This window comes from Desulfonatronospira sp., assembly GCA_003563255.1.
Lineage (GTDB): Bacteria > Desulfobacterota > Desulfovibrionia > Desulfovibrionales > Desulfonatronovibrionaceae > Desulfonatronospira.
In genome coordinates this window covers 1-3,979 of the sequence record PWSL01000027.1, presented here as the reverse complement: position 1 = coordinate 3,979, position 3,979 = coordinate 1, and the positions used below count along the sequence as shown (strand labels likewise).

Genomic DNA, 3,979 nt, shown 5'->3' with positions numbered 1-3,979 from the left:
TTTTGTCCTGGCCGGAAGCCAGGCCAAAAGGTAATCACTCCAGCACTCACTTTCTTCCGGCATTCATGAGTGCCGGAAGAAAGTGAGTGCTGGATGGCTAATGCAATCTGCGGCTTCCGGCCGCTGATTGCTTATCCTGTCCATCCTGTTAATCCTGTCTAAGTTTCTTGTTTTTTATGACAGGGTTTCAGAAGTAAATCACTAAATGGATATACTTCACGGATTCAGGGTTTGAGTTCGGCAAAAGTGCCTGTCCCCGGTGTCCGAGGCAATAATTAACACAAAGTGTCGCTGCAGGGTTATGCAGCGGGACCCGGAGGTCCCGCCTGGTAAAAACCAGAAACTACATCCAGCCCTGCTCCTGGTAATATCTTTTGGCGCCGGGATGCAGGGGAGCAGAAAGACCCTGCAGCATTTCCTCAACTTGCAGGTTGCGGAAAGAGGCATGGGATGCCCTGAGGGCGTCCAGGTTTTCGAATACGGTCTTGACCATGTCGTAGACCACTTGTTCGTCCACTTTTTCATCGCTGACCACAGTGGCGGTCACGGCGTAAGTCTCGATGTCCTCGTCCACACCGCGGTAGGTGCCTCCCGGGATGGTAGTCATGATGTAGTAGGGTTGTTCTTCCACCATGTCCTTGATTCCCTGGGCGTTTATGTGGATCATGCGGATATCCACGGATGTTGCCGGTTCTTCAATGGCTGCACTGGGATTGCCTATGGTATAGAAGAAGGCATCGATATTGCGGTCCACAAGGGCGCGGGCGGCCTCGTGATGTTGCAGTCCTTCGGCCCTGAAGTCATTCTGGGGATCTATGCCGTAAATTTCCAGAACGTCCATGGCGTTGCCCCTCTGTCCTGAACCGGGGTTGCCGATGTTCACCCTGTGGCCCTTGATATCTTCTACGGAATGAATGTCGGTGTCCTGGCGGGTTACCAGCATGACTGTCTCGGGGTGCATGCTGAACAGGCTGCGCAGGCTCTTGATGGGCTTTCCTTCCCATTCAGCGGCGCCGTTGTAGGCCTGCCAGTTACGGTCGGACTGGGCCACGCCGAAGTCAAAAGCACCGCGTTCCAGGGCGTTGATGTTGAACACAGAGCCGCCGGTGGGCCGGCCGATGTAGTTGTACTTGTCTCCGATTTCGTTGTTCATGATGTTGCTGATCTGCAGAGCTACCTGGTAGTAGACGCCCACGATGGAAGCGCCTCCGAACAGGATGTCCTGTTTGGCCTTGGCCTGGGGGGCTGACAGGGCCAGGGCCAGGACTGCGGCCACTGCAATGAAAATTTTCTTCCCGAACATAATGTTTACCTCCTGACTGATTAAGGTGAAAAATAATTAAACACGTGTTTCTTTATGCTCCAGATCAGGAGGCCATGTCAATATGCTGGAGGTATTTTTGCCTGACAATTTCATGGCTGAGGGATATCTGCTTCATTGCACCGCCGGAACTTCCAGAAGCCACGTGGCTATGCTGAAGTAGATGAGGATTCCGCCAATATCGGCTATGGAGGTTATCAGAGGCACGCTGGCTGTTGCCGGATCAACCTTCATTCTGGCCAGCAAAAAGGGCAGCAGGCATCCCACCAGACTCCCGAACAGAACGACAACCGTCATGGTCAGACCCACCACGACGGCTACTTCCGGCCCTCCCCTGAATATGCCCACCATAGACACAGCCAGAGCCATACCGATGCCCAGAGTCAGGGCTATGCCCACTTCCTTGCCCAGAAGATAGAGCCAGTCCGATGCTTTTACATCCCCTGTAGCCAGGGCCCTGACCATGAGAGTAGAGGACTGGGAGCCGGCATTGCCGGCACTGGCGATTAACAGAGGAAGAAAGAAGACCAGGGCCACAACAGCTTCGATGGTGTTTTCAAAAAAAGCTATACCGGCACCTGAGAGAAGATTGACAAAGACCAGAGCCAGAAGCCAGGGCAGGCGCTTCTGGATGATGAGCCAGGGACTGGCCTCCCTGAAATTGACCCCAACCAGGCTTTCCCCGCGCCCGGATATGGATCCCATGCGGTGAAAATCTTCAGTGGCTTCTTCTTCCAGGATGTCATGCACGTCATCAAAGGTGACAATGCCCACGAGCTTGTCGTCACCGTTGATGATGGGCATGGCCATAAGGTCGTATTTGGCTATGGTGGAAGCTACGTCCTCGGCGTCGTCGTTTGCATGAGCGAAAATGGGCTGTTCGTTCATGATTTCAGAAATCATGGACTTGGGCGAGGCAATCAGTAATTCCCGCAGGGAGATTACTCCCACCAGTTTACGTTTTTCGTCGATAATATAGCACTGGTAAATGGTTTCTTTGTCCGGGGCTTCTCTGCGGAGTTTTTCCAGGGCTTCACGGGCGGTAATGCTGGGGGAGAGAGCTGCGTAATCCGAGGTCATGACTGCACCGGCAGTACCTTCGGGGTATGATGCCAGCCTCCGGATATCCTCACGTTCAGCCTGAGCCAGGGCCGGCAATACTTCCTCCTGCTGCTCAGAAGTCAGCCGGTTGTAAAGGTCAGCACGCTCATCGTGAGACATGGCCCCGATTATCCTGGCCAGTTGGGCACGTCCCAGGCATGAGGCCATGCGGGTCTCAAAATGCGGGGGCAGGTAATTGAAAATCTGGGCCTGGGTTTCGATGTTCAGCAGTGTAATAAAAGCACAGGCCTTCTCAGGCGAAAAAAGTTCCAGGACCTGGGCCCCGTCTGCGGGGTGCAGGGAATAAAAAAAATCCCTGATGGAGTCATGTTCTCTGGCATCCAGCAGGGACTCCAGCCTGGAAATCAACTCCTGGCGGCCCTGCTCGTCGCTGCCCAGGGCTGCGCCCAGTAAGTCCTTGGCTTCTATGAGGATTTTGTTGTCCATGATCCACCTCCTTGTGTCGGCCGCCTTCATAGGGGACGGCATAAGGCGGATCAGTCAGGGCGGGTATAAAAGTGTCCGTCTCTAATGCCGTCCCCGCCAGGCGGGATAATGGCGCAATAGAGGCTCAGGCCTCTTTGTCGGTCTGTTTTGAAAGATATGATGTACCTACTACTCGGAAGGTCCATTTTTAAAACCGGCCTCTCTTTAAGAGTGTTTCACGTCTTAAATGTTTCCAGATGCGTATCTGTTTTGCGCTACAGCGACACTTTGTGTAAATTATCACCTCGGCCACCGGGGACAGGAATTTTTGCCGACCTCAAACCGCAAAACGGCCGGACTATCGGGCGGCGAAAGAGCCAGTCCCTGTGACACAGTCCCAGTGCCACATGCATTGCGCTGAACAGATACCCGGATGCAAACATTACATTGTTAAATGATAATTCTAGCGATGTCAAATAAAGTAAAAAGTTTTGCCGTCTATGACGGCTATTCGCCTATTACCTTTATAAGCACCCTTTTTTTTCTCCTTCCGTCGAATTCCCCGTAGAACACCTGTTCCCACGGACCCAGGTCCAGCCTGCCCTCGGTGATGGCCACCACAACTTCCCTGCCCATGACCTGTCTTTTCATGTGCGCGTCGGCATTGTCTTCGCCTACGTTATGCCGATAGCCGGAAACGGGTTCGTGCGGAGCCAGCTTTTCCAGCCAGATTTTGTAGTCGTGGTGCAGGCCGGATTCGTCGTCATTGATAAAGACGCTGGCGGTGATATGCATGGCGTTGACCAGGACCAGGCCTTCGCTGACTCCGCTTTTATTTACCGCATCCTGAACCTGTGGGGTGATGTTCTCAAAATCCATGCGGGCCGGGATATTCATCCATAATTCCTGACGATAGCTTTTCATTGCAGTCCTCCTTTTATAGTTTACACCTTTGGAAATAAGAATTAGATGATTGATTCATTTTAGGTATCTGTTTAGCGCTTTTTAGAAAAGCAGGGGACAGGCACTCCGGGACCCACTTGAGCATCATTTTGTGCTCAAAATGACTCGATTTCTGGGACAAGTGGGTCCCGGAAGAGCCAGTCCCCATGCCACATGCAAAGCGCTAAA

Annotated in this window: 3 protein-coding genes; all 3 read right to left on the bottom strand. The window is 52.8% G+C overall.

Features of this window, described 5'->3' with window-relative positions:
* Positions 1-343 precede the first annotated feature (343 nt).
* The 3 genes from QZP87_RS00835 to QZP87_RS00825 all read right to left on the bottom strand — a co-directional run bounded on the left by QZP87_RS00835 (position 344) and on the right by QZP87_RS00825 (position 3,772).
* Positions 344-1,303 (bottom strand): TAXI family TRAP transporter solute-binding subunit, encoded by a 960-nt coding sequence (locus QZP87_RS00835; protein WP_291321030.1) that lies wholly within the window; start codon positions 1,301-1,303, stop codon positions 344-346.
* 132 nt (positions 1,304-1,435) lie between these two features.
* The gene (gene mgtE / locus QZP87_RS00830; protein ID WP_291321029.1) at positions 1,436-2,869 is read right to left on the bottom strand and encodes a magnesium transporter; all 1,434 of its coding nucleotides are present in this window, start codon (positions 2,867-2,869) and stop codon (positions 1,436-1,438) included.
* A gap of 486 nt (positions 2,870-3,355) precedes the next feature.
* Complete coding sequence (locus QZP87_RS00825) at positions 3,356-3,772, bottom strand: secondary thiamine-phosphate synthase enzyme YjbQ (RefSeq protein ID WP_291321028.1); 417 nt, start codon at positions 3,770-3,772, stop codon at positions 3,356-3,358.
* Between the last annotated feature and the right edge of the window lie 207 nt (positions 3,773-3,979).

Bases quoted from the DNA above. Each gene is read 5' to 3' on its own strand.
- QZP87_RS00835 (WP_291321030.1), bottom strand. From the start codon at position 1,303: ATGTTCGGGAAGAAAATTTTCATTGCAGTGGCCGCAGTCCTGGCCCTG.
- mgtE (WP_291321029.1), bottom strand. From the start codon at position 2,869: ATGGACAACAAAATCCTCATAGAAGCCAAGGACTTACTGGGCGCAGCC.
- QZP87_RS00825 (WP_291321028.1), bottom strand. From the start codon at position 3,772: ATGAAAAGCTATCGTCAGGAATTATGGATGAATATCCCGGCCCGCATG.